The organism is Acuticoccus sp. I52.16.1 (assembly GCF_022865125.1).
In the GTDB taxonomy this organism is placed as follows: domain Bacteria; phylum Pseudomonadota; class Alphaproteobacteria; order Rhizobiales; family Amorphaceae; genus Acuticoccus.
On record NZ_CP094828.1, the window covers coordinates 4,233,278 to 4,255,883 of the forward strand.

19 protein-coding genes are annotated in these 22,606 nt (G+C 70.7%); 9 read left to right on the top strand and 10 right to left on the bottom strand.

From position 1 onward, the window contains the following. Positions 1-222: 222 nt before the first annotated feature. Together MRB58_RS19125 and MRB58_RS19130 are read right to left on the bottom strand one after the other, a co-directional pair. Positions 223-495 carry a hypothetical protein gene (locus MRB58_RS19125; protein ID WP_244778684.1) on the bottom strand — a complete coding sequence of 91 codons (273 nt, stop codon included), beginning with the start codon at positions 493-495 and terminating at the stop codon, positions 223-225. A gap of 112 nt (positions 496-607) precedes the next feature. After that, a complete protein-coding gene (locus MRB58_RS19130) occupies positions 608-919 on the bottom strand; it encodes a hypothetical protein (protein ID WP_244778685.1) in 312 nt (103 codons plus the stop codon). A gap of 338 nt (positions 920-1,257) precedes the next feature. Here MRB58_RS19130 and coaD point away from each other — a divergent pair, with 338 nt between their 5' ends. From coaD to MRB58_RS19155, 5 genes are all read left to right on the top strand, one after another. Further along, positions 1,258-1,767 (top strand): pantetheine-phosphate adenylyltransferase, encoded by a 510-nt coding sequence (gene coaD, locus MRB58_RS19135; RefSeq protein WP_244778686.1) that lies wholly within the window; start codon positions 1,258-1,260, stop codon positions 1,765-1,767. Positions 1,768-1,843: 76 nt separating this feature from the next. Next, on the top strand, positions 1,844-2,383 hold the full coding sequence (locus tag MRB58_RS19140) for a peptidylprolyl isomerase (RefSeq protein ID WP_244778687.1): 540 nt from the start codon (positions 1,844-1,846) through the stop codon (positions 2,381-2,383). Positions 2,384-2,387: 4 nt separating this feature from the next. Then, a complete protein-coding gene (gene queA, locus MRB58_RS19145) occupies positions 2,388-3,440 on the top strand; it encodes a tRNA preQ1(34) S-adenosylmethionine ribosyltransferase-isomerase QueA (protein WP_244778688.1) in 1,053 nt (350 codons plus the stop codon). Beyond that, complete coding sequence (gene tgt, locus MRB58_RS19150) at positions 3,437-4,603, top strand: tRNA guanosine(34) transglycosylase Tgt (protein WP_244778689.1); 1,167 nt, start codon at positions 3,437-3,439, stop codon at positions 4,601-4,603. The genes queA and tgt overlap by 4 nt, the downstream gene beginning before the upstream one ends. A 38-nt stretch (positions 4,604-4,641) precedes the next feature. Next, positions 4,642-5,448: an SDR family NAD(P)-dependent oxidoreductase gene (locus MRB58_RS19155; RefSeq protein WP_244778690.1), complete on the top strand. Its 807-nt coding sequence runs from the start codon at positions 4,642-4,644 to the stop codon at positions 5,446-5,448. A gap of 365 nt (positions 5,449-5,813) precedes the next feature. Here the strand turns inward: MRB58_RS19155 and eno are convergent, their stop codons facing one another. Further along, a complete protein-coding gene (gene eno / locus MRB58_RS19160; protein ID WP_244778691.1) occupies positions 5,814-7,094 on the bottom strand; it encodes a phosphopyruvate hydratase in 1,281 nt (426 codons plus the stop codon). 117 nt (positions 7,095-7,211) lie between these two features. Beyond that, a complete protein-coding gene (locus MRB58_RS19165; RefSeq protein ID WP_244778692.1) occupies positions 7,212-8,648 on the bottom strand; it encodes a glycosyltransferase family 1 protein in 1,437 nt (478 codons plus the stop codon). A gap of 546 nt (positions 8,649-9,194) precedes the next feature. Between MRB58_RS19165 and MRB58_RS19170 the strand changes: the two genes are divergently transcribed. From MRB58_RS19170 to MRB58_RS19185, 4 genes are all read left to right on the top strand, one after another. Then, positions 9,195-10,997: a glycosyltransferase family 2 protein gene (locus tag MRB58_RS19170; protein ID WP_244778693.1), complete on the top strand. Its 1,803-nt coding sequence runs from the start codon at positions 9,195-9,197 to the stop codon at positions 10,995-10,997. 20 nt (positions 10,998-11,017) lie between these two features. Then, positions 11,018-11,812 carry an ABC transporter permease gene (locus tag MRB58_RS19175; protein ID WP_244778694.1) on the top strand — a complete coding sequence of 265 codons (795 nt, stop codon included), beginning with the start codon at positions 11,018-11,020 and terminating at the stop codon, positions 11,810-11,812. Positions 11,813-11,867: 55 nt separating this feature from the next. Next, positions 11,868-12,734: a UTP--glucose-1-phosphate uridylyltransferase GalU gene (gene galU, locus MRB58_RS19180; RefSeq protein ID WP_244782049.1), complete on the top strand. Its 867-nt coding sequence runs from the start codon at positions 11,868-11,870 to the stop codon at positions 12,732-12,734. Between the two features lie 98 nt (positions 12,735-12,832). Further along, positions 12,833-13,258, top strand: a complete 426-nt coding sequence (locus tag MRB58_RS19185) for a DUF4864 domain-containing protein (RefSeq protein ID WP_244778695.1) — start codon at positions 12,833-12,835, stop codon at positions 13,256-13,258. A gap of 48 nt (positions 13,259-13,306) precedes the next feature. Here MRB58_RS19185 and MRB58_RS19190 read toward each other — a convergent pair whose 3' ends face one another. The 6 genes from MRB58_RS19190 to MRB58_RS19215 all read right to left on the bottom strand — a co-directional run bounded on the left by MRB58_RS19190 (position 13,307) and on the right by MRB58_RS19215 (position 22,581). Beyond that, entirely contained in the window at positions 13,307-14,407 is a 1,101-nt protein-coding gene (locus tag MRB58_RS19190; RefSeq protein ID WP_244778696.1) for a ring-opening amidohydrolase, read from the bottom strand. Further along, positions 14,404-16,785, bottom strand: a complete 2,382-nt coding sequence (locus MRB58_RS19195; RefSeq protein ID WP_244778697.1) for a xanthine dehydrogenase family protein molybdopterin-binding subunit — start codon at positions 16,783-16,785, stop codon at positions 14,404-14,406. Before MRB58_RS19195 ends, MRB58_RS19190 begins: the two co-directional genes overlap by 4 nt. A gap of 90 nt (positions 16,786-16,875) precedes the next feature. Further along, the gene (locus MRB58_RS19200) at positions 16,876-18,312 is read right to left on the bottom strand and encodes a dihydroorotase family protein (RefSeq protein WP_244778698.1); all 1,437 of its coding nucleotides are present in this window, start codon (positions 18,310-18,312) and stop codon (positions 16,876-16,878) included. A gap of 73 nt (positions 18,313-18,385) precedes the next feature. After that, complete coding sequence (locus MRB58_RS19205; RefSeq protein ID WP_244778699.1) at positions 18,386-19,882, bottom strand: amidohydrolase family protein; 1,497 nt, start codon at positions 19,880-19,882, stop codon at positions 18,386-18,388. Positions 19,883-19,973: 91 nt separating this feature from the next. Next, positions 19,974-20,918 (bottom strand): dienelactone hydrolase family protein, encoded by a 945-nt coding sequence (locus MRB58_RS19210; RefSeq protein WP_244778700.1) that lies wholly within the window; start codon positions 20,916-20,918, stop codon positions 19,974-19,976. Then, positions 20,911-22,581 (bottom strand): alpha/beta-hydrolase family protein, encoded by a 1,671-nt coding sequence (locus MRB58_RS19215; protein ID WP_244778701.1) that lies wholly within the window; start codon positions 22,579-22,581, stop codon positions 20,911-20,913. Before MRB58_RS19215 ends, MRB58_RS19210 begins: the two co-directional genes overlap by 8 nt. Positions 22,582-22,606: the final 25 nt, after the last annotated feature.

Below are 22,606 nucleotides of genomic sequence, written 5' to 3' on the forward strand. Positions count from 1 at the left end.
GCTGGGATGGACTCTCGCGGGGGCGCTCCGGTGACGGGGCGTCCCCGCTCGCGGTTGGGGGAGGGCCGCGCACCGGGCCGCACGAAAATGCGCCCTGGATGCATCCCACGTCGGGGGACGCATCCAGGACGCATGAACGGTCTGCGTCGTCTGGATGGGGTGCCGGGCCTGGTCCGGCGGGTCAGCTCCTGGCGGAGCGGCGATGATCGGCGGGCGGGACCGTCAGTCGATCAGCGCGGTGCGGGTGCGTGTCAGCGTGAACACGCCGTCCGTCTCGTTCCGGTCGACGGAGGTCTGGTAACCGCCGAAGCCGTCGTGGAATTCCTCGCAGTCGGCCACCGGGCAGGTATGGTAGGCCGCGGCCACGAGAAGATCGCTCTTCTGTCCCAGCTTGGTCGACACGGGGGCCACGCTGGACGCAGTCAGAGCTGCGACGAACACGATCGCTCCGAGAACGGAGGCGAGGATCGAGCTCTTGAGAATGGCGCCGTACATATAAGGACCTCATGCGAACATGGACCTAGTGTAAGCGTCCGAGGCAGATCTGCAACAGTAGCTCACAAAAATGTGCAAAATCCAATCAAGGGCGTTGACTGGATGTTATCCATTATTGCAGCGCAGCATCCTCGGGAGCCACACGGTGCAACGTGGTGATCTGACTGGACTTGTCGTGCGAGGCCATGGTCACGAAGCGGACCGGCGAGGCGTTCGACTCGCCCTCGGACCAGGCCAGACATTCGGACGTCAGGTTCGGCCACGCCTGTCCGGCGCACAGGCTGTCCCCAACAACGGCGAACCGGTCGGACTTCGGCGCCGCGGCACCGTGCGACATGCTGCCACCCAGGGTGGCTGCGGCAATCATGACACCGGCGATGGCGGTACCGGCGATCGGGGTCAGCAGGCGACGATTAGCGTTCATTTCAATCTCCAAACTCTCGTCCAGGCGACGCCCATTCAGTTAACGCTCGGGTGAGCGTCACAGTGTGTCGTGCATCACAAGTCGCGCGGTTCGCTGCGACAGGCCTGGACCACCGGAACTGGCCGGTGCGGGGCCGGCCCTTGCGCCGTGGGGCGCTTGCAGCCGGTCGATGCTAGGAAAACGCATCATCCCTGCATGAGTTCCGGGAGCAATGAGAATTAAAGTGATAACAGTCATTTACCATAATCCTTGCTGGGATTGCTGAAGGTCGATCGACCTTGTTAATAAATGCGTCCGGCAATGCTTCCGCCGGCCCGACAAACGCGGAACAATCCCCCATGCGGATCGCCTTCTATCCGGGGTCGTTCGATCCCGTGACCAACGGTCATTTGGATGTACTCATGCGCGCCTTCGCCGTGGCCGACAAAGTCGTCGTCGGCATCGGCGTCCATCCCGGCAAAGCGCCGCTCTTCTCGTTCGAGGAGCGCGAAGACATGCTGCGCCAAGCCGTGGCTGACCACGGCATCGACCCGGCGCGCTTTTCGGTCGTCTCCTTCCGCAACCTCGTCACGCGTGCCGCGATCGAGCATGGCGCCAGCCTCCTGGTCCGCGGTTTGCGCGACGGCACCGATCTCGACTACGAGATGCAGATGGCCGGGATGAACGGCACCATGGAGCCGGATTTGTCGACGATCTTCGTGGCGGCCTCGCCGCAGACGCGCCATATCACGGCGACCCTGGTGCGCCAGATCGCCAAGCTGGGCGGCGACGTCTCCGCCTTCGTGCCGGCGCACGTGGCCGCCGCGCTCTCACAGCGCGCCGCAACGACACAGACTGCGGCCGACTGAAGCAACGAACCGAACCCCCGCTTGGGCCGAGGGTTCACGACAGGGGCCTCGCCCCGCCGACCCGAAAGGACACTCCATGATTTCCCGCCTGCTCGCCGCCGTCGCGATGACGCTCGTCACCTCGGCGCACGCGTCCGCCGCGGACCCCGAGAACACGCTGATCCTCGAGCTGGAGGACGGCCCCGTCACCATCGAGCTGCTGCCTGACCTCGCCCCCGGCCACGTCGAGCGCATCAAGAAGCTCACGCGCGAAGGCTTCTACGACGGCGTCGTCTTCCACCGCGTGATCCCCGGCTTCATGGCGCAGACCGGCGATCCCACCGGCACCGGCATGGGCTCGTCCGACTATCCGGACCTGAAGGCCGAGTTCAACAAGACCCCGCATACCCGCGGCGCCGTCTCCATGGCCCGTGCGCAGAACCCCAACAGTGCCAACTCGCAGTTCTTCATCGTCTTCGACAACGCGACCTTCCTCGACGGCCAGTACACCGTCTTCGGCCGCGTGATCGACGGGATGGATCACGTCGACGCGCTGAACGCGGGCACCCAGGCCAACAACGGCGCCGTGGCGAACCCCGACAAGATCGTCCGCGCGCACATCGCCGCCGACAAGTAAGGCGATGACGACCGCCGAGGGCGAGACCCTCGCCGACTACGACTACGAGCTGCCGGACGGGGCCATCGCGCTCCGCCCGGCCGTCCCCCGCGACGCGGCGCGGCTCCTCGTGTCGCGCCCCGGCGAGGCGCCGGCCGACCGCATCGTGCGCGACCTGCCGTCCCTCCTGCGTCCCGGCGACCGCCTCGTCGTCAACGACAGCCGCGTCGTGCCGGCCCGCCTCGTCGGCGAGCGTGTTCGCGGCGAGAACGTTTCACGCGTCGAGCTGACCCTGCTGGCGCAGGATCCGCCCGGCACCTGGCGTGCCTTCGCCAAGCCCGCCAAGCGCGTCGCCCCCGGCGACCGGCTCCGGTTCACCGAAGGCGCCCGCACCGTCGAGGCGGAGATTATCACCCGTTCCGGCCCCGAGGTGACGGTGCGCTTCGCCGACGACCCGCTCGCCGTCGGCTCGATGCCGCTGCCGCCATATATCGCCGCCAAGCGCGCCCCCGACGCGCAGGACATGGCCGACTATCAGACCGTCTATGCCGATCCCGCCGGCTCCGTCGCCGCACCCACGGCCGGGCTCCATTTCACCGACGACCTGTTGGCGAGGCTGGCGGCGGCCGGGATCGGGCTGTCGCGCGTGACGCTCCACGTCGGCGCCGGCACCTTCCTGCCGGTGAAGGTCGAGCGGCTCGACGCGCACGAGATGCACGCCGAGACCGGCACCGTCACCGCCGACACCGTCGCCGAGATCGCCGCCACCAAGGCGGCCGGGGGGAGGGTGGTCGCCGTCGGCACCACGGCGCTGCGGATCCTCGAAAGCGCGGCCGTCTCCGGCGCCCTCGCACCGTTCGAGGGCGAGACGCGGATCTTCATCCGCCCCGGCTTCCGCTTCCACGCCGTCGACGCGCTGATGACCAACTTCCACTTGCCGCGCTCGACGCTGATGATGCTGGTCGCAGCCCTCGTCGGCCTGCCGCGCATGCATGCCGTCTACGCCCACGCCCTGGCGCACGGCTACCGCTTCTACTCCTACGGCGACGCTTCGCTCCTCTTCCCGGACAAGTCATGAGTTTCCAGCTACTGGCCACCGACGGAGGCGCCCGCCGCGGCCGCCTCGTGACGCCGCACGGCATCGTCGAGACGCCGACCTTCATGCCCGTCGGCACCCAGGCCACCGTCAAGACCATGATGATGCGCGACGTGGAGGCGACGGGCGCGCAGGTGGTGCTCGGCAACACCTATCACCTGATGCTGCGCCCCGGTGCCGACCGCGTCGCCCACTTCGGCGGCCTGCACGCCTTCATGAACTGGCCGCACACGATCCTCACGGACTCGGGCGGCTTCCAGGTCATGTCCCTGTCCGCCTTGCGCAAGATCGACGACGACGGGGTCACCTTCAAGAGCCATGTCGACGGGTCGATGCATCGTTTGACGCCCGAATCGGCGGTCGAGATCCAGCTGAAGCTGGGCTCCGATATCCAGATGCAGCTCGACGAGTGCGTGCGCCTGCCGGCCGACGCCGCCGCCATCGCCCGCTCGGTCACGATCAGCCTCGACTGGGCCGCTCGCGCCCGCCGCACCTTCCTGGACGCCGCCACCGGGCGCTTGCAGTTCGGCATCGTCCAGGGCGGGACGGACGCGGCCGAGCGCGCCCGCTCGGCCGAAGGCCTCGTCGCCGTCGGCTTCGACGGGTACGCCATCGGCGGCCTCGCCGTCGGCGAGCCACAGGCCGACATGTTCGCCACCATCGAGGTCACGGCGCCCCACCTGCCGGCCGATCATGCGCGCTACCTCATGGGCGTCGGCACGCCCGGCGACCTCGTCGGCGCCGTCGCCCGCGGGATCGACATGTTCGACTGCGTCATGCCCACGAGAGCCGGCCGCCACGGTGTCGCGTATACGGCCGAGGGCAAGCTCAACCTCAAGAACGCGCGGTTCGCGCTCGACGACACGCCCCTCGACGCGTCGCTCGCCTGTCACGCCTCGCAGGATTATTCGCGCGGCTACCTCCATCACCTCGTGAGGGTCGGCGAGCCGCTCGCCGCGACGCTCCTCTCCTGGAACAACATCGCCTACTACCAGCGCCTGATGGCGGACCTTCGCGCCGCCATCGCCGACGGCCGCTTCGCCGACGAGCGCGCCCGCCTCGCCGCCATCTGGGGCGGCGGCGAGGCGGACCGAGACGCGGAAAAAGTTCGCGGACCGGCCCCATTTCGCGGCGAGAGCAATTAAGCTCGCCTCAAAATTCGATGTAAAGATTGGGGGATGCGATGACACGGTTTCTGGAAGGCAAGACCGCGCTGGTGACCGGATCCGTGCAGGGGATCGGCCTCGCCGTCGCCAAGGCGCTCGGCTCGGCCGGCGCGCGCGTGGTGGTCCACGGCCTCGCCAGCCGCGACGACGGCGCCGCCGCCGAGGCCGCCATCACCGAAGCCGGCGCCCCCGCCACCCGCTTCTACGGCACGGATCTGCGCGACCCGGACGCCATCGACGCCCTGATGGACGAGGTCGCGATCTGGGGCGGGCCCGACATCCTGGTCAACAACGCCGGTATCCAGAAGACCGTCTCGCTCGAGGCGGCCACGCGCGAGACCTGGGAGATGATCCTCGCCGTCAACCTCTCCGCCGCCTTCCACACCATGCGCCGCGCGATGCCGGGGATGGGGGAGCGCGGCTACGGCCGCGTCGTCAACATCGCCTCCGTCCACGGGCTCGTCGCCTCGGTCGAGAAGGCGCCATACGTGGCGTCCAAGTTCGGGCTGGTCGGCCTCAGCCGCGTCGCCGCCCTGGAATACGCCGCCGCAGGATCGAAGGCGTCCGGCGGCGTCACCGTCAACTGCATCTGCCCCGGCTGGACCGAGACCGATATCCTGGGGCCGCAGATCGCCGCCCGCGCCGCGGCCCATGGCGGCGACCGCGATGCCGGGATCGCCAGCCTGCTCTCCGAGAAGGAGCCCACCGGGCGCCTGTCCGATCCGAGTGAGATCGGCGCCTTGGCGCTCTGGCTCTGCAATCCGATCGCCCACAACCTCACCGGCACGGCCATCCCCGTCGATGGTGGCTGGACGACGCAGTAGAGGCCAGGCACCAGCCTTGTCCTCGGCGGGGGTGTGTGTTGCGCCTCTGAGCGAGGGGGTTCCCCCCTCGCGCTCCCTCCGCCTCGCCGGCAGGCAGCCGTTCAGGTCATCCAGCCGCCAAGAGCGGCTGACTGAGCTGAACGACTGCTTCGAGGCTGCGTCGGGGTTCGGACGCGTCAAGGGTTCGCTCCGCCGCTTCGCGCCCTTGACCCGTCCGAACCCCGACAGACCGGGGCACGGCTGAGTGTGGCCATGGGGGGGGGTGATGGGGCGAGAGCGGGGCGAGGGGCGAGCGGGCGCGGCAAAGAAAAAGCCGCCGGCGCGGGGCGTCGGCGGCTTTCTGCGGGTGAGGTGACGGCGGCCGGTCAGCCGGCGCGTAGCGGCAGGCCGCGGGCGCCGTAGCGCGCGGCGGAGCCGAGCTGTTCCTCGATGCGCAGGAGCTGGTTGTACTTCGCCGTGCGGTCCGAGCGGGCCAGCGAGCCGGTCTTGATCTGCCCGCAGTTCGTCGCCACCGCGAGGTCGGCGATGGTCGAGTCCTCGGTCTCGCCCGAGCGGTGGCTCATCACCGCCGTGTAGCCGGAGCGATGTGCCAGCTCGACCGTGTCCAGCGTCTCGGTCAACGTGCCGATCTGGTTGACCTTCACCAGGATCGAGTTGGCGACCTTCTGGCCGATGCCCTGCGCCAGGCGCGTCTCGTTGGTGACGAACAGGTCGTCCCCGACGAGCTGGCAGCGGTTGCCCAGGCGCTGCGTCAGCATCGCCCAGCCCTCCCAGTCGTCCTCGCCCATGCCGTCCTCGATCGAGATGATCGGGTAGGCGTCGGCCAGTTCGACCAGGTAGTCGACCATCTTGGCCGGCTGCAACGTGCGCTGCTCGCCCTCCAGGCGGTACTGCCCGTCGGTCACGAACTCGGTCGACGCGCAGTCGAGCGCGATGAAGACGTCCTCGCCCATCCGCGCACCGGCGGCCGCGCCCGCCTCCATGATGATGTCGAGCGCGGCCTTCGCGGAGGGGAGGTTGGGCGCGAAGCCGCCCTCGTCGCCCACGTTGGTGTTGTGGCCGGCCTGCTTCAGCTTCGACTTCAGCGCGTGGAAGATCTCGACGCCCGCCCGCAGCCCCTCGCTGAACGAGGAATAGCCGACCGGCATCACCATGAACTCCTGGAAGTCGATCGGGTTGTCCGCGTGGGCCCCGCCGTTGAGGATGTTCATCATCGGGGTGGGCAGCACGGTCGCGTTGACGCCGCCGACATAGCGGTAGATCGGGAGCTGCGCCGAGGCGGCCGCGGCGCGCATCACCGCCAGCGACACGCCCAGGATCGCGTTGGCGCCCAGCCGGCTCTTGTTCTCGGTGCCGTCGAGCGCGATCATCGTCTCGTCGATGTCACGCTGGCGTTCCGCGTCGATGCCCGACAGCGCGTCGAAGATCTCGCCGTTCACGGCCTCGACGGCGAGCGCCACGCCCTTGCCGCCGTAGCGCTCGTCACCGTCGCGGCGCTCCACCGCCTCGTAGGCGCCCGTCGACGCTCCCGAGGGGACGGCCGCACGGCCCATCGCGCCGTCTTCGAGCGTGACGTCCACCTCGACCGTGGGGTTGCCTCGGCTGTCGAGAATTTCGCGGCCGAGGATGTCAATGATTGCGGTCAAGCGGGTTCCCCTTGCCTCACATGCACGTTTCCCGCGTGTGATAGCGGAACGGGTGCTGCGGTCAAAGGTCCGATTGCGCCGGTCCGCCGTTTGCGAGGGCGCGACAGGGCGGGGGCGCTACAGGAGAGTGCGCGAGGGGGAGGCGCCCAGCAGGCCGATCGGGAAGGCCGGGCGGCGGCGGCGCGCGGGGACGAACACCTTCGGCTGCACCTGGCCGACTTCCTCGATGAAGTTGCGCACGTCGCGGAAGTGGTCGGACCACTGCGGCGGCTCGTAGCGGCGCGCCTTCTCCAGTGCGGCGGCGCGGCGCGGCGAATCCTTCTGCGCGTAGTCGATCACCGCCTGGCGCCAGGACGGGCCGTCGAGCGGGTCGATCAGCTCCGCCGCATCGCCGACGATCTCGCGGAAGACCGGGATGTCGGACGCGATGACCGGGGTGTCGACCGCCAGCGCTTCGGTGACGGGCATGCCGAAGCCTTCCACGAACGAAGGCATGAGGACGGCCGTCGCCTTGCGGCGCAGGAGGTCGAGCGCGGCATCGGGCACGGCGCCGGCTTCGTAGACGTGGCTGGAGAGCTGGCGCACACGGTCGAGCACGGCGATGGGGGTCTGCGCCTCCCAGCCGCGCTTGCCGGCGATGATGAGCTTGGGCGCGGCGTAGCCCATGTCCTCGACCAGGCGGCGCCACACGTTGAGGAGCAGCATGTGGTTCTTGCGCGCCTCGATGGTCGAGACGACGAGGAAGTAGGGCTCGTCCACCAGCGGCGGCAGCACCGCGTCCTGCCGGGTCGGCTCCGAGCCGATGTGCGACACGGAGATCTTCGGCGGCTTGGGGCCGAGATATTGCCGCAGCCGGGCCGCGCTGTAGTGCGAGCTGGCGATGATGCCGTCGGCGTGTTTGGCGAGCGTCTCGACCCGCGCGGCGCAGGTGGTCGCGGTGCCGGGGCGGACGAACTCCGGGAAGTCCAGCGGGATCAGGTCGTGGCAGACGTTGACCATGCGCACGCCCGGAAAGGCCTTGATGCGCTCGATCGGGGCCGGGCGCTCCAGCCGGTCCAGCGAGGCGCGCAGGTAGATGACCGGGCGTTCGCGGTGGGTCTGGCGCAGGACCGGCGCCAGCGGCTCACGCGCCCAGGAGGCCGACATGTGCTGCGCCCAGCTCGCGATGGGCGAGCGGCTCGGCTGCTCGCCGGTGATGCCGCGGCGCGAGCGGCGCAGCTCGCGCTCTTCCTTGGAGAGGTAGCCGAGGCGCGGTGCCGTCGGCGCGCCGTCGCCGGCTAGGAACTCGTTGACGTTGAGGATCGCGCTTTCGGCCGAGAAGCCCTGGGCACCGCTGTCCCACACCGCTTCCTGCCGGTCGAGGAAGTGGGGCACCGCAGCGTCCGCGATCATCCGTACGCTCTGCATGGTGACGACGAAACGCACGTCCGCGCAGTCGAGTCCGTGCAGCCACTTGGCGTACGCCAGCTCGACACGCTCGATCCCGGTCGGGGCCGAGCGGCCCGAGGCCGAGACCAGCCTCGTCAGGTCAAAAAGGATCAGGGGTCGAGTCAAGTTTACACTGCCCTACCGTCACCGCGTCTGCGTGACCGTCCTACACCCATCCATAAATGAACCCAACTCCGGATGTGTTGTGCATCCATCACATTATCCCCGGACAGGCCATCGCGGATCGTCGAATCGGACAGCGATTAGGCCAGATCGGCGCGGCCGTCGACCGCAAGTATAGACAAGCTGCGACCCAGCGTCACCTGACCGCCGGGATTCGTAAAGGACAATCAAAGCGTTTCAAGTGTGTTAGCGGCGGCCGATGGGCGAGAATCTGTTATGCGCACCAATGACTGTGGCGGGCGTTTCTTGCCCGTCGTGGCACGGATACCACGTGCCGGCGGCAATCCCCGCCGCGGCGGGGCGCACCGGAACCGTCTCGGGCCGGCCCTCCGGCGCTGCATTTTTGTTCCGAAACCGGTCGCGCGTTCATGAGACTGCGGGGGCGCGCGGGGCCGGGCGGCACGGGGCGCGGCGCATGACAGGCTGGCCGGGCGTGATGCGAGGCGCTACACGGGCGGCGCGGCGCTGACGAGCGATGGAGGCAGCCCCTTGAGCGAGCCGTCGGAGGGCGAGCCATCACAGCACGAGGCGCCGGGCCGGCCGGAGGGGGCCGCGCCTTTGTGCGCCTCGGTGGCCCTTGCGCCCCGCGCGGTGGTGCCGCTGGCGCTGGCGCTGGGGCCGGGGACGTGGCGGCTGACCGTGACCGCGGACGCACCCGTAGAGCTTGCCGCGCGCACCGGCGCCGGCGCCGTCCGCCTGCGCGCCGAGGCCGGCATCGTCACCCTGGCGCTCGACGCACCGGTCGACGGCTTCGACGTCTGGCCGCTCGACGTCTGGCCGCACGATGAAGACGAAGACGAAGATGAAGAGGAAGCAGCGGCGCGCGCGACGGTCGTCGCCGAGCCCGCGCCGCCTTGGGATACGCTGACGCCGTCCTGGCGGCTCGGCCCGGTGCGCCAGCCGCCGCGCGCGGCACACGCCCCCCGCACGACGCCGCCGACGCCGCGGGGCTGGAGCGTGCGGATCGCCGAGGCGGAGGCGGTGGAGGTCGTCGGCGAGCGTTTCGAGGTGGGTGAGAACGGTGTCCTGCGCCTGGCGCTTCCGACACCGGCGGGGCCGGGGGCGGTGCTGGTGGAGGGGGTCTTCCGCACCGAAGACGGCGCGCCGGCCCGGGTCGAGCCGCAGATCCTGGCCTCCGGCGCCGCCTCGCCCCGCAGCCGCCTCGCCGCGATGCGCCGCACGCACGGGGCCCATTACGCCGCCGTCCTGACGCTGGACGCTTCGGCCGAGACGCTCCTGCTGCGCCCGCGCGAATACGTCGGCCATGTGGTGATTCCGGCCCTTTCGGTCCGCCCGCTGACGCTGCCTCGCCGGGCGGCGCGGCTGGCGCAGGCGGTGCGGAGCTGGGTCGCGGCGGTGCACCGGCCGGCGCCGGTGGGCGCGCGTTCGGGGCCGCTCGCGCCGCGGCCTCGCCGCCAGCCGGGCCGGGCCGGGCCCCCATCGGCACGGCCGCTCGTCAGCATCGTCACCGCCACTCGGGACGCGCCGCAGCACCTGGCGCGCTACCTCGCGACGATCCATCGGACGCGCTACCAACCGTGCGAGATCCTCCTGGTCGACAACGCCACCCGCGACGCGGAGGCGCTACGCTGGCTGGAGGCGGCGCAGGCGGGCGGGGCCCGCGTCCTGCGCGACGCGCGTCCGTTCAACTTCGCCGCCCTCAACAACCTCGCCGCTCGCGAGGCGCGCGGCGAGATCCTCGTCTTCGCCAACAACGACATCGAGTTCACCGACCCCGCCTGGCTGGACGCGCTGGTGGACGCGGCGTCCGATCCCGCCGTCGGGGTCGCCGGGGCGCGGCTCCTCTACCCGGACGGGCGCGTGCAGCATGCCGGCCTGGTGCTCGCCGGCGAGGCGCGGGTGCGCCATGCCGAGCGCTACCTCCCCGGTCGTGCCCGCGGCTACGAGGGCCGCCAGCGCCGCGAGACGGAGGTCGTGGGCGTCACCGGGGCGCTGATGGCGATCCGCCGCACGCTGTTCGCCGACCTCGGCGGGTTCGACGCCACCCGCTACGGCGTCCTCTTCAACGACGTCGACCTGTGCCTGAAGGCGCGGGCGCGGGGGCTGTCCAACGTGCTGGTGCCGGCGGCGGTCGCACGGCACCACGAGTCGGCCACCATCGGCCAGCGGCGCACGACGGGGCTGTTTGAAAGGGGGGGCGAGATCTGGCAATACGAGCGCGCGGTGGAGGGCCATCGCTTCCGCCGCGCCTGGGCGGACACGCTCGATGCCGACCCTTGCTATCCACCACAGTTCGATCCGCTCGACGCGCGATTTCGCCGTCGTGTCTGAATTCGCCACAGGGAAATCGCATGACGGCTGTTGCTGACGCGGTCTTCAGGTCCGCCGGGGTGATCTACAGCGTGGCCGCCAGAGAGGCCCAGTCGCGCAACGTCGAGTCCCCGCTCGGCCTCTTCACCATGGTGCTCGAGCCGCTGGCCATGCTCGCCATGATGACGCTCATCTTCTCGTATGTGCGCATGCGCACGGCGGGCATGGGCGACTACATCATGCTCTTCCTGATGACCGGCATCGTGCCCCTGTCGGCCTTCCGCAGCTCGGTCCAGGGCGGCGACCGGGCCTATATGCGCATGCGCCGGATGCTGGTGCTGCCGGGAATCCAGCCGATCGACCTCGTGCTCGGCGGCATTCTGATCAACTTCCTGGTGGTGACGGCGTTGTTCACGGTCATCACCTTCCTGTTCCATTTCATCTACAACACCTCGTCGCCGGAGTATTTCTGGCTGTCGTTGGTGCCGGTGATCGGGAACTGCGCGATCGCTTTCGGGTTCTGTACCATGAACATGGCGATCAAGCTGCACTTCAAATTCTGGGGCGTCCTATTCGGGATCATCACCGGCCCGCTAAACATCGTGTCGGGCATGTTCTACACGGCCGACACGATGCCGCCCCAACTTTTGAAGTATTTGTACTACAATCCGTTCATGCATTCGACCGAGCTGATGCGAACATTCTATTTCCCGGAGTACACCAGCCAATTTTTCGACCCATATTATTATGGGGGCTGGGTTATGGGCGCGATCGTGTTCGGATTGCTGATGGAACGCGCATATCGGTATCGTTTATTGCAGGCGACCGTGCGATAAACGGCGCGGCTCCTCTCCAGGAGCCGAAGACGTCTAACGAGACAAAGGCAACGTGATGCAACCCGTCCGCAAAGCCGTCCTGCCCGTGGCAGGCCTTGGAACCCGCTTCCTGCCCGCCACCAAAGTCATGCCCAAGGAGATGTTGACCGTCGTCGACAAACCGGTCCTGCAGTATGTGGTCGACGAAGCGCGCGAGGCGGGGATCGAGCAGTTCATCTTCGTCACCGGTCGCGGCAAGGGCGTGATCGAGGACCACTTCGACACCGCGTTCGAGCTGGAGGCCACCCTCGCCGAACGCGGCAAGACCGGGCCGCTGGAGCAGCTCCGTGCCGAGCTGCCGGCCGCCGGCAACGTCTCCTTCACGCGCCAGCAGGCGCCGCTGGGGCTGGGCCATGCGGTCTGGTGCGCGCGCGAACTGGTGGGCGACGAGCCGTTCGCGCTGCTGCTGCCGGACGTCATCATCAAGAACCAGCGCGGCGTGATGGCGCAGATGATGGACGTCTACAACGAGCACGGCACCAACGTCATCGCCGTGGAGGAGGTCGCGCCCGAGCGGACCGACCAGTACGGCGTCGTCGAGATCTCCGGCTCCGGCGACGTGTTCGACGTGACGGGCATGGTCGAGAAGCCGAAGGCCGGCACCGCGCCCTCCAACTTGATCATCACGGGCCGTTACATCCTCAAGCCGCGCATCTTCGACCTCCTGAAGACGCAGGAGAAGGGGGCCGGCGGCGAGATCCAGATCACCGACTCGATGCTGACGCTGATGCGCGAGGACGGCTTCAAGGGCCTGCGCTTCCAGGGCACCACCTACGACTGCGGCTCCAAGATCGGCTTCCTCTCCGCCCAGCTCGCCTACGGGCTCGACCGGCCGGATCTCGGGCCGGACCTGCGCGAGGTCGCCAAGGCACTCCTCGCCTGACCATCTGAACGGTGGACGAAGGGCGACGACCGATTTGACATTGCGGGCCGCTTGGCCCGCAATTTGCCCATTGAGGTCGTGTCGAGCGGGGAAGCCCTATGAAGCGGATCTTGTCTCTTCTCGTGCTGGCGTTCGTCGTGGTCGCCGGCACCGCCACACTCACCACCGCGCGTGCCGACGCCGGCGCCATCCAGGCGATCATCGCCGCCCAGATGGAGGCGCTCCGCACCGGCGATGCCGACGCCGCCTACGCCTTCGCCGCGCCGGACATCAAGCGCATGTTTCCGACCCCCGAGCGCTTCATGTCGATGGTGCGCAAGGGGTACGAGCCGGTGAGCCACGCCGTCGCGCCGCGCTTCCTGCGCAGCCGGGCGGCGGACGACGGGACCTTCGCCCAGGAGGTCGCCTTCCGTGACGACGAGGGCCGGCCCTGGGTCGCGCTCTACACCCTGGCGCGTCAGCCCGGCGGCGACTGGCGCATCACCGGCTGCTACCTCAAGAAGGTCGAAGGCACCGACGCCTGAGCCACGCGGGCCGTCCCGCCGGGAGGGCCGAGGCGGCGGTTGGCCGCGTCAGCCGCGCCGGACGATCGCGGCGACCGGGCCGCCGCCGTCCGGCCCCTGGTGCTCGGCGCCGCCGGAGACGAAGATCTCCGCATGGCCGACGACCCCCGCCAGCACCCCGGCGACAAAGCCGCGCGCGTGGCGGGTGGCGGCGATGTCGGAATCGTCGAGCATGGTGTGGCGGAAGCCGCGCACCCGCCCCGTGGAGGACGCCTCCGCCTTGGACAGGAGCGCCACCAGTTCCGCCGCTGCGGCCCCGCCGCGCCCGCCGACGGCCAGCCCCTGACGCTGGAACAGGGCGAGGACGCCGGAGAGGTCGACCGCGTCGGCCATCACCGTGCTGTCGATGGTGAGGGGCCCGGTCCACTGCGCCGAGCGGCCGAGGACGACGATCTCGTTGGCCATCAGCTCGACGCCGGAGGACGCACTCGCCCGGCGCGAGAACACCGTGAAATCGGCGCCGATCGCCGCGTCCGTGACCGCCTCCGCCGCGACTTCGCCCAGCGCCAGGGCGACGCCGAGCGAGGCCGCCCCGCGAGAGAGGCCCATGGACTTGAGCGTATCGGTGGTGCGCGGCGGCGCGCCACGCGCGGCCGCCTCCGTGGCGCGTTCGACGGTGATGAGCGGACACTTCACCTGCACATAGTGGACGTCGTCGGGCGAGGCGATGCCGGCTCGGCGCATCGCCTCGACCACGCCGGCGGCGACGGCCTTCGCCTGCGCGGTCCTGCCGATCTGCTCGGGGGCCAGCGCCGGGGTCAGGTGGACGCCGAGGGCCAGCGCGTCCGCGCGCGGGGCGGCCGCCGAGGGGACGGCCTCGAACACCAGCCAATGGGGGCTGAGCGCACCCTCGGTGCCGCCGGACATGACCAGCGCGACGTCCTCGGCCGCCGTGGCGCCGAGGTGGGTCCGAAGCATGTCCCGCAGCGCACGGACCGCGAAGGCGCGCGTGAAGTCGTTGACGCAGCCGTTCCCCTCGGTCTTGCCGAAGATCGCGCCGATGGCGGCCGGGTCGATCGTGCCGGCCGCGATCGCCGCCTCGATCGGGGCGACGTCGTCGGGCGCCGCCATGGAGAGGCGGGTCACGCGGGCCTCGCGCACGTTGCTCATGATGCCCGCCCTTCGCGTGCCGCTTGCAGCGCGTTCCATACCGCGAGCGGGGTCGCGGGAAGCTCGGTGATCAGCGCGCCCATGGGGGCGAGCGCGTTGTTGATGGCGCCGAGGATCGCCGCCGGCGCGCCCGAGGCACCCGCCTCGCCGACGCCGCGGGGCAGGAAGCCCTCCTCGGCGCGGGGCGGGATGTGCACCACCTCGACCGGCGGGACCATGTCGGCCCGTGGCATGGCGTAGTCCATGAACGAGCCGGTGAGGGGCTGGCCGGCGGCATCCATCCGGATCGCCTCGGTGAGCGCCTGGCCGAGGCCTTGCGCCGCGCCGCCGGCGAGCTGCGCGTCGACGCTCATCGGGTTGACCACCGTCCCCGCCTCATGCGCCGCGATCAGCCGCTCCACCTCGACGGTGCCGGTGTCCGGGTCGATGGCGACGGCCGCGGCGAAGGCGGCGGAGGCGTTCATCGTGTCCGGCGCGGGAACGTGACGGCCGACGACGGTGAGTCCCGCCTCGTGCCCCGCCGGGAGGAGGTGCGATTTGAAGTGGCACAGGCTCGCCAGCTCGGCGAGAGCCATCAGCCGCTCGCCCCCCGCCGTCACGTGGCCGGCTTCGAGCCGCAGGTCCCCCGCCTCGCGCTGATTGAGGAGGGCGGCGGTCGCCAGGAGGCGGGCGGCGAGCTGCGTGGCGGCATCGCGCGCCGCCTGGCCGCTGACGGCCGTGCCGCGCGAGCCGAACGCGCCTCCGCCATACGGCGCGTTGGCGCTGTCGCCCGACGTCACCGCCACGTCCGTCGCCGCGATCCCAAGATGCGCCGCGACCACTTGGGCCAGCATCTGGTCGCCACCCTGGCCCTGGTCGGTGTGCCCGGTCGCCAGGCGCACCACGCCGGACGGCTCCATCCGCAGGATCACCGTCTCGGTGCAGGCGATGTGGATGTCACCGTCGCCGTAGTAGCGCGGGCCGTTGGCGGTCAGCTCCAGCAAGCAGGCGACGCCGACGCCGCGCAGCCGCCCGTCCGCCGGCGCGGTCCGATCGGCGAGGCGGTCCGCGATCGCGTCCAGGCACTCGGCCATACGGTAATGGGCGACGACGATGCCGCCGGGGGTGGTCACCGAACCGGCGGAGAGGTCGTGCAGATGGCGGCGGCGGAAGGCGATGGGGTCCTCGCCGCGGGCCCTGGCGCCGGCGTCCATCAGTGCCTCGGTGATGAGGCAGGCGACCGGGTGGCCGACGCCGCGATAGTGCCCCAGGGGCGGGCGGTTCTGAAAGGCGAGGGTCGCCTCGAACGCCACCGCCGGCACCGCGTAGGGCGCGCCGACCAGCCGCGTCATCTGCCCCGATTCGCCGAAGCTGGAGCGCGGGTAGAGCGTGAACGCGCCGACCCCGCACACGTCCGCCACGCAGAGCGCGGTGATGCGCCCGTCGGCATCCAGCTCGATGCGGCCGGTGAGGGCGTGGTCGCGGGCCTGCCCGTCCGACAGCAGGCTTTCGGACCGGGTCGCGACGAAGCGCACCGCACGCCCGAGCCGCACCGCTGCGCAGACGGCGGCCATCTCGTCCTTGTGGAGCTGCTGCTTGAGGCCGAAGGCGCCGCCGACGTCCTCGCAGATCACCTGCACCTTGTGTTCGGGGATCCCCAGCAGGCGGGCGAAGACGTCCTGCTGCTGGTGCGGGTGCTGGTGCGACTGGCGCACCACGAGCGTTCCCTCGGCGGGGTCGTACTCGGCCAGCAGCGCGCGCGTTTCCATCGGCTGCGGCGCCACGCGGGCGAGCGTCAGGGTGACGGTGTGTGTCTCCGCCGCGGGGGCGGCCTTCGCCTCGCGGGCGATGCGGGCGTGGAGATTGCCGCCACCGCCGGCGAGATCGGGGTGAAGCGCCGGTGCCTCGGGGGCGAGAGCGTCGGCCGCGGTCACGACGGGGTCGAGGCTGCGCAGCGTGATCTCGACCAGCTCGGCCGCATCGCGCGCGGCGGCCGCCGTCTCGGCGACGACGATGGCGACCGGCTCGCCGACATACCGCACCGCGCCCTCGGCGAGCGGGCGCTCGTGGGGCACCCGCGCCTCGGGGAACAGGCCGTGGAGCGGCTGCCACGGGGCGCACACTTCGGCAAGGTCCGCCGCGGTGAAGACGGCGACGACCCCAGGCGCGGCACGGGCCGCGTCGATGTCCACCGCCTCGATCAGGCCGTGAGCCTCGGCCGCGCGGGCGAAGGCGGCGTGCAGCAGGTCCGGGTGGCGCGTGTTGGCGACGAACCGCCCACGCCCGCGCACCAGCCGGTCCCACCGCGCGTTGGGGAGCGAGCGGCCGATCGCGCCCCCCGCGGCGTCGTCATCCACGCGGGGGGCGCGCGGGGCGGTGTCCTTGGCGACGGTTTCCATGGGCCGGAGACCTCCAAATTGTATGCCGTGTCGCGGGCCGGTGGGGACGCGATCGTGCGGCCGGTCGGCGCGGTGGCGGTCGACGGCGTGTCAGCGGGCCGGGGCCTGGGCCGGGGAAGCCCCGCACAGGGTGGCGAGCTGGGTGTCGACGTTGCGCGGGGCCGGGGCGGGCATGGCGGGGCGCACGGCGCGGCCCCAGCCTTTTTCGCCGAGGATCTCGCCGTCGCGCATCACCGGTTTTCCCCGCACCAGCGTCGCCACCGGCCAGCCCTTCACCTTCATCCCCTCGAACGGGGAGACCTTGCCGCGCGACTGCAACCGTGCCGCCGACAGCGTCTCGGTGCGTGCCAGGTCGACCAGCACCAGGTCGGCGTCCGCGCCCGGCGTGATGCAGCCCTTGGTCCCGTGGAGCCCCCACGCGCGCGCCGGCGCGGCCGACGATGCCTGCACGTAGCGCTCGAGCGAGAAGGCGCCCTCGGAGGCGAGCGTCAGCATCAGCGGCAGCTGCGTCTCCACGCCCGGGAACCCGCAGGCGATGTCCCAGATGGAGGCGCCCTGCTTCTCTTCGGGCGTGTGCGGTGCGTGGTCGGTGGCGATCATGTCGATCAGGCCGGAGGCGAACGCCTCCGTCAGCGGCCCTTGCTGCCAGCGCTCGCGGATCGGCGGGTTCATGCGCATGACGTTGCCGGCTGGGCCGTCCATGTCCTCCAGCGCCAGCAGGAGATATTGCGGCAGCGTCTCCACCGTCACGTCGACGCCGCGCTCCTTGTAGAACGAGATGTACGGAAGGCTGCGCGCGCACGATTCGTGGACGATGTGGATCCGCGCCCCGGTCCACTCGGCGAACAGGCAGCTCTTCGACAGCGCCTCCAGCGCGACGACGTCGGTCCGCGCGAGGAGGTGGTCGGCTGCGGTGTTGCGCCCGGCCGCCTTCAGCCGGTCCTCGCGCCAGAAGAGGATCGGCGAGTTCTCGGCATGGATCGAGCAGCGCAGGCCCAGCCGCGACAGGATCTCGAACCCTTCCAGCACCGCGCCGTCGGAGGGGCAGGGCAGGTTCCCCGTGGTATTGCCCAGGAAGAGCTTGAAGCCGATCACCCCCGCCTCGGCGAGCGGCGCGAGGTCCGCGAGGTTGGTCTCGGCGAGCACGCCGTAGATGCCGAAGTCGACGCACGACTTCGCCGCCGCCAGATCGTGCTTGAGGGTGAAGGTCTCGACGTCGTGGACCGGCGGGTTGGTGTTGGGCATCTCGAACACCGTCGTCACGCCGCCCATCGCCGCGGCGCGCGAGCCGGTCTCCCAATCTTCCTTGTGCGTCATCCCCGGCTCGCGGAAGTGGACGTGCACGTCGATCACGCCGGGCAGGACGTGAAGTCCCGCCGCGTCGATCCGCTCGGCGGCGGGCGGCATGTCGGCATCGGCGCCGATCGCGGCGATCAGCCCGTCCCGCACGGCGATGGAGGCGGTGAACGTCGCCGTCTCGGTGACGACGGTGCCGTTGGCGATGACGAGATCGGCCGCGTGGGGCATGGGGTCTTTCGCTTTCCTTCTCGGTGCGGCCGGGCGGTCAGCCGGCGGCCGCCGTCATGGCGTCGGCGCGGTCTCAGGAGAGGGCGGCGAGGCGGCAGGGACCGCACCCGTCGGTCAGGACGCGGTGGATCATCTTGGTGAGGCCGGGGCGGAAGCGCTCGGCCTTCTCGAGGGCGGCGGCGCTGTCGCGGGCGATGCGGGCGGCGGCCTCGTGCGCCTCGGCGAGGATCGCCGGGCCGTCGAAGCGCGTCGTCTGACCGTCCGCCAGCACCTGCTCGCCGCCGACGAAGACGTCCGTCACGCTGGCGCCCGTCTCGTAGAAGACGATCTGCGGGGCGAGGCGGCCGCGCGGGCTGAGCGCGATGGAGCGTCCGTCCAGCAGCGTGATGTCGGCGAGCTGGCCGGCGGCGAGTTCGCCCGCGCCCTCCCGTCCCAGCGCCCGCGCGCCGTTGACGCTGATCATGCGCAGCGCCTCGGGGGCGGTGAGCCAGTCGGCGGGGTCGGCTTCGCTGATGCGCGGCAGCAGCGCGGCGAGGCGCATCTTCTCGAACATCGACATATGCCCCGTGTTCGGCCCGTCGGAGCCGAAAGCCACCGGCACCCCCGCCGACACCAGACGCATCAGCGGCTGCAGGCCCGAGCCGAGGATGAGGTTGCTGGCCGGGTTGTGCACCACGTTCACCCCGGCGCGCGCCGTCGCCTCGAGGTCCAGGTCGGTGAACCAGACGAAGTGCGCGAACGATGACTTCGGCCCCGCGAGCCCGCAGTCGGCGAGGTAGGCGACGTAACCCTCGGGCCGCGAGAGCGACATCGTGTGCTGCGTCTTGGCCTCCAAGAGGTGGGTGTGGTTGCCGATGTCCCACTCGGCGCAGAAGGCGCCGGCGCGGCGCAACAGCGCCTCGCTGCAACGCTGCGGGCTGTCGATGCCCAGCATCAGCGACACCCGCGGGTCGTCCTTCCAGCGCGGCAGCGCGTCGGCCATCATCTCGAAGTAGGGGTCGGCGGGCTGCGGCGCTGCGGGAAGCTCGGCGCGCAGCGCGTCGTCGAGTTCGCCCTCCAGCGGGATCGTCTCCAGGAAGGGGCGGTCGGAGAACATCGGCGCGACGGTGGCGCGCACGCCCGCGTCGGCGAACGCGCGCAGCGCCGCGTCGAGCGCCTCCGGCGTGTGGCGCGGGCGGTGGGAGAAGTGGTCGAGACAGGCGGTGGTGCCGGTCTTCAGCATCTCCAGCGCCGAGATCTGCGCCGAGAGGTAGACGTCGCGGTCCGAGCGCGCCCCCGCCGCGAGGATCGCCTGCACCATGAAGACGTCGAGCGGATCGGTGTCGACCGTTCCTTTCAGGAGCGCCGCGTAGGAATGGGTGTGGCAATTGACGAGACCGGGCATCGCCACGCGGTCCCGCCCGTCGACCTCGGTGACGGCGGCGCCCTCCGGCGCGGTGTAGCCGCCGGCGGGACCGGCGTAGGCGATCCGGTCGCCGGCGATCCAGATGTCGCCGTCGTCGATGATGGTGCCGGCGGGGTCGACGGTGACGATGGTCGCCCCGGCAATGCGGATCATGTGCTCGCTCATGGCCTTGCTCTTAGCCGATCGGGTGGATGGCATGCCAGCGCGTCGTGCGCGCCGGCGGGGTCGTATGCAATTCCGGTTCCGCCGCCGCGGGTCATTCGGCCGCCGCGTCGGTGGCGCGGGGGGCGATCGCGCGGTCCAGGAAGCCGAGCGCGGTGGCGATCGCCTCGCGCGTCGCCTCCGGGTTGTAGGCGAGAGGGCTGAACTCGGACCGCTCCTCCTGGTCGAAGCCGTGCGTCGCACCTTGGAAGACGATGCTCTCCACCGCGTGGCCTTCCTCCTCCAGGTTGCGTGCGACCATCTCGCATTCGTACATCGGGGCGACGATGTCGGCGGTGGCGAGCACGAAGAGGACGGGCGAATCGTTCAGCCAATCCCAGAAGCGCGCCGTATTGGCGAGGCCGCACCACGGGTAGACCAGCACCGAGGCGCGCACCCCCTCCAGCAGCGCCGGCCCCGGCTCCGGCAGGCGGCGCAGGTTGGTGGGCCGCTCGCGCGTGAGGTCGAGCGTCATCAGCTCCATGATGGACCAGCCGCCGTGCGACATGCCGATGAGGGCCAGCCGCTCGGGGTCGACGAAGGGCAGCGCCACCGCGTCGGCGATCGACACTAGAATGTCGCCCGCACGCTCCGAGCCGGGGAGAAGCTGCCCGGCGCACACCAGGCGCCAGGTGGCGAAGTCGGTGTAGTGACGCGGGCCGTTGCTGTCGACGACGACGGCGGCCCAGCCGTCCTCGACCAGCGCCTTGGCCCAGCGGTGCATGTTGTCCTTGGCGCCGTCGCAGCCATGGTAGAGCAAGGCGGTGGGGAAGGGGCCCGGCCCCTCCGGCTTGGTGACGACGTAGGACGGCTTCAGCAGTGCGCTCAGCGCCGCCGGGCTGACGCGCTCCGTGAACCACCCCTGCAGGCGCCCGAGCGTGTGGACCGCGAGCGCCGACACCAGCAGCAGGGTCACGAGCGTCATGGCGACGAGGACGCGCTGCCAGCGGCGCGCCCGCCGCCAGCGGGCCGCCAGCCCCGTCGCACGCGCCTCACTCACCGAAGCGGGCCTTCAGCCGGGCGATCTCCTCGGCGGTGACGTCCGGGTCGGTCAGCGTCACCCAGGCGTCGACGTGCCGCTCGGCGGCGTACTCGTGGCCGAAGCCGCGCGGCACGTTGGTGGAGACGGCCATGTCCGCCGCGACCTGCAATGCGGTGACGATCGGGTACCAGTTCATGGTGCCGACGACGTCGGGGGCGCGCGGCTCGCGCATCCAGTCCGGTCGCTGCCACAGGAGCGAGTAATCGAAGAAGACGATCGGGTCGCTGGCGTGCTGGAAATAGAGGATGCGCAGCGGGCCCCAGGGGGCGTCCGGATCGGTCAGCGAGTCCTGGTTCATGGTGCGGACCAGGCGCCCTCCCTCGAAGCTGGGCAGCCACTCCGGCGATCCGGGTTCGCGGTAGCGGGTGATGTCGGTGTGGATGGGGCTGGGGAAGGGCGGGCCGACCCACAGCGCGCCCTGCACCGGGTCGCCGATCACGTCGCGCAGCCGCAGCGAGCGCTCCGAGCTGAGCGCCCCCAGACTGAGGCCGTAGAGATAGAGCTTCGGGCGCGCGTCGTGCGGCAGGTCGGTCCAGTAGTCGTAGACGATGCGCATCAGCGCGGTGCCGGCCTCGGCCCCCGCGTCCGGCTCGAAGATCAGCGCGAAGGGGCTCTGCATGTAGGAATATTGCGCCGCCACCGTCGCGACGTCGCCCTTGTGCAGGTATTCGAGCGTCGCGATCGCGCCGGGGTCCATGAAGCCGGTGCCGGTGGGCAGCGCCAGCAGGAGCACGTCCCGTTCGAACCCGCCGACGCGCTTCAGCTCCTCCAGCGCCAGCGTCGCGCGCTCCTCCGCGTCGTCGCCCGAGCCGAGGCCGACGTAGACGCGGCGGGGCTGCGTCGCCGGGCCGCCCCAGAAAGCCTCGATGTCGCTCTGCCGGGTGATCCCGTCGACGAAGCGGCGCCCGTCGCGGCCGAGCGTCGTCCACGGCACGAGCGATTGCGTGCTGCCGGTCTGCCACGGCTCGGTCGGCTTCACCTGGTCGGGCTCCATCAGGCGGTCGAGCGCGGCGTAGGTGGAATCGAGGAAAGCGAAGGCGCCACGCAGCAGCACCCCGTCGACCAGCGCCACCGCGAAGGCGAACCCCGCCGTCAGGCCGATCACCAGCGCCAGCCGCGGCGGCATCACCCGGCGCGAGCGGTGGGCGACGAAGTGGATCAGGCGGCGCAGCAGGTAGGCGACGAGGAAGATCGCCGCCGCCGTGCCGACGGCGACGCCCAGCACCATCTGCGGGTGCGTGCCCTCCACGGGGGGCATCTGCATCAGCTCGCGGATCGCGTTCTGCCAGTCGGTGGTCTTGTAGAGGGTGAAGCCGACGACGGCGATCCCCAGGAGCGCCGCGGCGATGGCCCAGGGTGTGGAGTGCCGGCGCGAAGGCTCGAAAAGCTCCAGCCAGCGCCACAGCATGAGAATCGCCACCGCGACGGCGTAGCCGATGGCGAACACCGCGCCGCCGACGAGCCCCTGCATCAGCGCGTCGCGCGGGACCAGCGAGGGGGTCAGCGAGGCGGCCGCCAGCAGCGAGCCGAGGAGGATGCCGGAGCCCGACAGCACCGGCGGCGGCCATCGCTCCCGGCCCTGCGCCCGTGGTGTTTCGGTGTCCAGGGGCGCGTCGTTCATGGATCGCTCCGGTCTTGCGTTGTCG

Coding starts and splice junctions, on each gene's coding strand:
- MRB58_RS19125 (WP_244778684.1), bottom strand. CDS start 495: ATGTACGGCGCCATTCTCAAGAGCTCGATCCTCGCCTCCGTTCTCGGA.
- MRB58_RS19130 (WP_244778685.1), bottom strand. CDS start 919: ATGAACGCTAATCGTCGCCTGCTGACCCCGATCGCCGGTACCGCCATC.
- coaD (WP_244778686.1), top strand. CDS start 1,258: ATGCGGATCGCCTTCTATCCGGGGTCGTTCGATCCCGTGACCAACGGT.
- MRB58_RS19140 (WP_244778687.1), top strand. CDS start 1,844: ATGATTTCCCGCCTGCTCGCCGCCGTCGCGATGACGCTCGTCACCTCG.
- queA (WP_244778688.1), top strand. CDS start 2,388: ATGACGACCGCCGAGGGCGAGACCCTCGCCGACTACGACTACGAGCTG.
- tgt (WP_244778689.1), top strand. CDS start 3,437: ATGAGTTTCCAGCTACTGGCCACCGACGGAGGCGCCCGCCGCGGCCGC.
- MRB58_RS19155 (WP_244778690.1), top strand. CDS start 4,642: ATGACACGGTTTCTGGAAGGCAAGACCGCGCTGGTGACCGGATCCGTG.
- MRB58_RS19175 (WP_244778694.1), top strand. CDS start 11,018: ATGACGGCTGTTGCTGACGCGGTCTTCAGGTCCGCCGGGGTGATCTAC.
- galU (WP_244782049.1), top strand. CDS start 11,868: ATGCAACCCGTCCGCAAAGCCGTCCTGCCCGTGGCAGGCCTTGGAACC.
- MRB58_RS19185 (WP_244778695.1), top strand. CDS start 12,833: ATGAAGCGGATCTTGTCTCTTCTCGTGCTGGCGTTCGTCGTGGTCGCC.
- MRB58_RS19190 (WP_244778696.1), bottom strand. CDS start 14,407: ATGAGCAACGTGCGCGAGGCCCGCGTGACCCGCCTCTCCATGGCGGCG.
- MRB58_RS19195 (WP_244778697.1), bottom strand. CDS start 16,785: ATGGAAACCGTCGCCAAGGACACCGCCCCGCGCGCCCCCCGCGTGGAT.
- MRB58_RS19200 (WP_244778698.1), bottom strand. CDS start 18,312: ATGCCCCACGCGGCCGATCTCGTCATCGCCAACGGCACCGTCGTCACC.
- MRB58_RS19205 (WP_244778699.1), bottom strand. CDS start 19,882: ATGAGCGAGCACATGATCCGCATTGCCGGGGCGACCATCGTCACCGTC.
- MRB58_RS19215 (WP_244778701.1), bottom strand. CDS start 22,581: ATGAACGACGCGCCCCTGGACACCGAAACACCACGGGCGCAGGGCCGG.